Below are 5,795 nucleotides of genomic sequence, written 5' to 3'. Positions count from 1 at the left end.
GAAGCCGAGCGAGGTATTCACCGAACTCCTCCAAGCAGATGCTTCCACCGCCTGAACTCGCCCACCCCTGAAGACCCGCCGGCCACAGCAGCCGCCCGCTGACGTTGCCGTCAGCGCTGCCGTCAAACCGCACTGATGGCCCCACCGGAATAATCCCGTGGGGCCATCAGATTCACCCAAGGTGAATCAACTTCGTTTCATGCGAAATAGTTCCCGCATTGCCGCTAGTTGGTCTTCTAGCGTTGCGACTTCGGAACAGTCCGCTGGAGCGAAGATATCCACGAGATCGTCATCAGAGAGTTCTTTTCCGGCTTCCAACGAGTAGGCCAATCGACCTTCCGTCATCTGCCTCGTCATCCCCGACGGGAAGACATTCAATCTCGCACCCTGGCAACACAGGAGCAGGCCCATGGCTTCGAGATCACGGCGGGCTGATTTGAGACATTCCAGCAAATCAACCTCTTCGTAGACTCGCTCAAACTCTTCATCGGTCAATCTCACCCGAAGAATCGAAGGCGGTGTAGAAATCTGGAGAAAAACGTTCACCTTCTCGCCGATTGCCCTGATTGCAGTCCGAACCAACTCCTCCACAATCATCCCCCGCCATAGTTGGGGTTCGGAACCCTAGTTCCGTCTCGAAGTCTGCAAGCAACGATGCAACTTGCATCAACCCGCCCTGGAATTGCAATCTCCTTTTCATGCGCAAACGGATTTCCAGGAAATTCCTTATTCACGTCCACTCCATCAACGCCGCGAATCTCGTAGACGTTTCCGCCGCGCTTGATCGCCACAGACTCTGAAGTGCTGGTGGCAATATATCCAGAGTCCCTTGAGTATCCGGATGCATGCTCCAGGAGGTCCATATTGTCACCTCTCGGCTCAAATCCCGACTCAAATATCTCGTCCGGGCCGCGGGTGTCACTTCGGTGGAGCGGACAGGTGCCACCTGAATTGTGAACGAGTACCGACGTGTTCCCCGCCAGCACATAGTACGTGTGGGTCTGGTCGACTGTCAGATCGTAGGCCTTGCCATGATCCGTGAACTGCCGCGCTGCGGTGACCTGGAGCCAGGTCCCCGATGAGGTCTGAAGCCACGAGCCCGAGGTCACCTTGGCGATCGGGACCCACTTGTTCAGGTCGGCCACCCACACCGGATGCCAATCCGTCCCGGAGAGCTTTGACCCGTCGCTGAATGTCAACTCGGTCCGGGTCGGCTCGTTGTCATGCACCCAGGTCGTGGTGACCTTACGGTTGAACGTCTCGCCCGTCTCCGGATCTGTGGCGACGACATGGTCTCCAACAGAAACCTGTTCGATCGGTTTCGTCGAACCGTCGGCCATCAGGACCAGGGTGCCCGGTGGGAAGCTGTGCCGCTTGCATCCCGCGGCCATGTTGGCGAGCTTTTGCTCGCCCGCCCTGGCCAGTTGCAGGGTGCGTGCGCGCAGGCGGTTGAGCTTGGCGTGGATGGTTGCCATGCGTTCTTCGTAGGCCAGGGCCTTCTGAACGGCTTTGTAGATCTTCTTGGCCGAACCGAGCAGGGTCAGCAGCTTGCCCACCGGGATGAGGCCAGCACACGCCCACAGGTTCATCTTGGTGAAGCAGTCGCGAACGTCGTTGAAACCGGTCAGGTCACCGATGATGTCCGGGGCCTCCTGAAGCATCACACCCCAGAAGCCCTTGTCCTCGGCCGCCTCCTGTTCTATGTGCGCAACCTCCTCGGCCGACATGCCCAACTCCCGGGCCGCCTGGTTCTTGGCCTGCTGCTGGTTCTTCACCTTGGCGTGGTGGTCGTCGGCCTCGGCTTGGGTGTTGGGGTAGCTCGCCGTGGGCTTGATTCGGCCGTCGGGGCAGGTGTTGGAGTAGAAGCCCTCGCACTCGCTCAGGCGCAGCCCCGTCGGGTCGCTGTAGGTCGTCGGGTTGTTGTTGGCGTAGCCGTAGGCGTTCATCCGGAACGACTCGGTCGTCTCGAAGACCGGGTCGGTGCTGACGAAGCGGCCCGTTCTCGGGTCGTACGACCTCGCCCCGACCGCGGTCAGGCCGTTGGCGTCCTTGATGCCGTCGACGAAGCCCTTGTCGTCGGGCCAGTAGCGGGGCTGGGCGCCCCGGGGGCCGCCGAAGGGGTCGCTGTAGCGACGGGTGACGTAGAGGCTGTTGGCCTCGGTGATCGAGATGTCGTCGGTGCCGTGGTGGTCGCCGGTGAAGTACTGCAGGCCGTCGACGTTGCTGCGCATGGCGACGGTGGTGCCGCCGTGGCTGTAGTAGCGCTTGGTGTTGATCGCGCCGTTGGGTAGGCGGATGGCCTCCTGGCCGGGCAGGTACAGCGTGGTCGACGAGGCATCGCGGCGGATGAGGCGGTTGCCGTCGGCGTCGTGGAGGAACTGCGACACGGCGCCGTTGGCCTCGGTCGTCTTGACCAGCTCGCCCTCGGCGTCCCACTCCAGGGTCTGGGTGGCCCCGGCGAGCTTGCGGGTGACGGTGTTGCCCGCCGCGTCGTAGGTGTACTCGTCGAGCGCTGTGCTGCTGCCCGATGCCTTCGTCACGGAGGTGACCGAGTGCGGGCGCGTCGAGGTCGGGCCCGAGGCGGGCACCGCGTAGGTCTCGGTGAGGGTGCTCGTCGCGGTCTTCTTGACCAGCGAGGTGCGGTTGCCGATCTCGTCGTAGGTGTAGTCCTGCCAGTACGGGGCCGCCCCGCCCAGCGCGGAGGCCGACTTGGCCGCCGCGCAGTCGCCGCTGGTGGGCGTCCATGCGCTGGTCAGCCGCTGGCGGTTGTCGTAGTTGAAGCACTGGGTGTCGACCGGGCCTGCCGCGGGCGCGTCGGCGATCTTGAGGACGTTGCCGTACGCGTCGTAGTCGTAGGTGCGGTCGGCCACCATCGGCTGAGTCACTGTGTCCCGCTTGACCTGGACGTTCTGCATCCTGCGGGTGCCGTCGGCGTAGCTGGAGCTCAGCCACACCTTCTTCGGGCTCGCCCCGAGCGTCACCCGAGCGGTCTCGCCGTAGGGGGTGTACAGGTGCTCGGACGCGTAGGTGTTGAGCCCGTGGGTCGCTTCGGGCTGGCCCATGACGTTGTAGTCGTGGGTGACTGTCTCCTGCGGCAGCGAGCCCACGGCGGGGAAGGTCTGAGAGCGCTGTTTGCCGGTGATCGCGGTGTAGGAGGCCTGGTAGGTGTACGTGCCTGCCAGGTTGCCCTCGACGGAGGGGATGACGACGGAGGACAGCAGCGGCCGGTTCTGGGCGTCGTAGGAGTCGACGCGCTGGATGTAGGCGTTGCCGTTCACCCAGCGGGTGGACGAGGTCAGCAGACCCTTGCGGAGCGTGTCGTAGGTCCACTCCGCGACCTTGGTGCCCGAGGCCGAGCCGAGGCGGGTCTCGGTGCGGCGGCCCGCGTCGTCGTAGGTGAAGGCCAGGACCTGGCCGCGGGCGTCCGTGGTCGTGGTCATCTGGTCGAGCGAGTCGTAGGTGAACTCGCTGCGGCCCCGGTCCGGGTCGACGGTCGCCGTCTGGCGGCCCAGTGCGTCGTAGGTGTACTTGATCGCGTCGTACGCCGCGCCCTAATAGGTGCCCGACGGGCTGGGTGCGTCGTACTCGCGCCGTTCGACGATCGCGCCGCGGGCGTCCTTGATCACTGCGGTGGCGACGCCGCCCTGCGGCGGGGTGGTGAAGGTGTTGTCGCCCGCGTAGCGCGCCTTGGTGCGCCACTGCTCGACGTCGTACTTCTTCAGAATGGTCTCGGTGGTGCGGCCGAGGTCGTCGTACTCGGTGACGGTCTGGCTCGGGACCGCGTTGTCCTGCACCCCGAACAGCGTCGCTGACGGCGGGTCCTCGTTGTAGTAGACGCCGTTGACCTTGGAGTTCGCGCCGCGGACGTCGTAGAAGTTGTCGGTGAGCAGCCTGCCGCCGACGACGCCCGGCGTTTGCGACTGGCGCAGGCGGAGGAACCCGTCATAGAGGTCGTAGGACACCGCGTAGGTCCCGTTGTCGCGCAGGGACTTACTGGTCACGACGGTGGGCGTCTGGTTGTTGTAGACGTAGCTGTACTCGGTGTTGGGCGTGTCGGTGACGGCCCGGCCGGGCGTCCACACCTTGACCACGCGGCCGAGGGGGTCGTAGGCGACGTCCGCCCGCTCGCCGTTGACACCGACCTCCGTCGTGGCCAGGCCGCGCGCGGTGTCCAAGGTGGACGTGGTGACCCAGTTCAGCTTGTTGGTCGTGGTGACGGTCGTCGGGTTGCCCGTCGCCGGGGTGTAGGCGGTGGTGGTGATGCCGCCCTGGACGTCGGTGGACTTGGTCGTCCGGCCGTAGGCGTCGAACTCCCAGGAGGAGATGACCTGGTAGCCCGTGCCGTCCCAGCGCTCGCTCTTGGTGACCTCGCCCTTGGTCGGCGCGGCCCCGAAGACCTGGCCGTCGTAGTACGAGCGGACGTCGGACACCACGTCAGCGGCGACGCCCGGCCACGCCGAGCAGGGCTTGGCGATCTGCTTGACGGACGTCGACGCGTTGAGGATCCAGGCGGTGGTGTTGCGGTGGCAGTGCAGTGCTCGTCGCCGCTGACGGCGATGTCGCCCTGGTCGTCGAGCTGGGTGATGTAACCCCACTCGTCGAAGTTCGACGAACTACGGGTCTTGCGCCAGCTACCGTCGCCCTGCTTGCTGCGCGTCAGCGTGGCCTTGGTCCGCACCATCGCGGCCTTGTCCGCGCCCACGACAGCGGTCTCCAGCAACTAGGGTTCGGACGTCGTGGCCGAGACGACCTGGCCGCCGCTGAGCAGCCGCGTCTCCGGCTCGAACCCACTGAACTGGTCCTTGTCCTCGATGGAGAGCCCATCGCCGTTGGACACCCAGACGTCGCGTTTGCCGCCGCCGGGCAGGGTGTCGTCGTCCATGCCGCGCAGGAAAATCGACTCGGAGGTGGTGGGCTCGCCGCGGTGGGTGCGCACGCGCCCGTAACCGCGGTACTCCGACCAGGTGCGCTCGGATGCGTCGGCCTCGTCGTTGGAGTCGTAGTGCCACGCGGCGCCGTCCAGGTACTCGTACTGGTCTTGACCTGCGAGGGGCCGCCGGTGCGCAAGTCCTCGGTGATCGAGGTGACGACGTACTTGTGGAACCAGTCCAGGATCGGGTCGACCGCGCCAGGCGGAGTCCAGTAGCCCAGACCGTGGCCTTCGGCCCCCCGGTTCCCACGCTACCGCCAGGGTAAGATACTTCCGGCACACATAGGCCGAGCTGTCCACAGGCCACCCCCGTGGGTCGCCAAACCCCACCTCCGACCCAACACCGGGCCCACAGCGTTGAACACTCGCGGCCATCTGGGCAAGCCCACCAGCAACCACCATCAACACCCGGGCACCGAGCCGGCCCCTACCGCCGGTCAGTAGGCGAGGTACTCAGTGGTGAGGACAACCAGTTCACCGTAAGAGAAGTGCTTGCCGAGCTCGACGAAGCGGGCGTGCTGCTCAAGGGAGTAGTCGACGCCGTACTGGGTGAGAGCACGGAGGAGAAGGCGGAAAGCCAGGTCCGGGCTGATATCGGTCACACAGGTGCGCAGCGAGCGGCTGAACGTGGGGATCTCCTGGCCGTACTTGGTCGAAATCCTTTGGGTGAGGGTGGGCTCCAGCGCGTCGATCTCTGCTAGGAGGCGGTTCGCGGTGGCCGGGTCAACCTCGTTGACGACTGTGTCGGAAGTAGTGGGGGTGGGCAGGAGCTCGTTACAGACCTCGATCACCTCCTCTAGCCAACCCAGACCGATGGGAATGGATCGCGAGCCGTTGGACAACCCAGCGGCGGCCTGCCACAGGT

Annotated in this window: 5 protein-coding genes; all 5 read right to left on the bottom strand. The window is 65.1% G+C overall.

Annotated features, from left to right (window positions below; genetic code table 11):
• Positions 1-186 precede the first annotated feature (186 nt).
• A complete protein-coding gene (locus GCL84_RS16360) occupies positions 187-597 on the bottom strand; it encodes a hypothetical protein (RefSeq protein WP_156756345.1) in 411 nt (136 codons plus the stop codon).
• Positions 594-3,440, bottom strand: coding sequence for a polymorphic toxin-type HINT domain-containing protein (locus tag GCL84_RS16355; RefSeq protein ID WP_156756344.1), 2,847 nt, complete (start codon positions 3,438-3,440; stop codon positions 594-596). The genes GCL84_RS16360 and GCL84_RS16355 overlap by 4 nt, the downstream gene beginning before the upstream one ends.
• A 111-nt stretch (positions 3,441-3,551) precedes the next feature.
• The gene (locus tag GCL84_RS16350; protein WP_156756343.1) at positions 3,552-4,595 is read right to left on the bottom strand and encodes a hypothetical protein; all 1,044 of its coding nucleotides are present in this window, start codon (positions 4,593-4,595) and stop codon (positions 3,552-3,554) included.
• A 125-nt stretch (positions 4,596-4,720) separates the two neighbouring features.
• Positions 4,721-4,936 carry a hypothetical protein gene (locus GCL84_RS16345; protein ID WP_156756342.1) on the bottom strand — a complete coding sequence of 72 codons (216 nt, stop codon included), beginning with the start codon at positions 4,934-4,936 and terminating at the stop codon, positions 4,721-4,723.
• Between the two features lie 431 nt (positions 4,937-5,367).
• Positions 5,368-5,795: hypothetical protein (locus tag GCL84_RS29340; protein WP_197523301.1), on the bottom strand; the 428-nt coding region annotated here is incomplete at its 5' end.

It is taken from the genome of Actinokineospora pegani (genome assembly GCF_009745975.1).
Taxonomy (GTDB): domain Bacteria; phylum Actinomycetota; class Actinomycetes; order Mycobacteriales; family Pseudonocardiaceae; genus Actinokineospora; species Actinokineospora pegani.
This window is presented reverse-complemented; position numbering and strand designations above follow the sequence as displayed.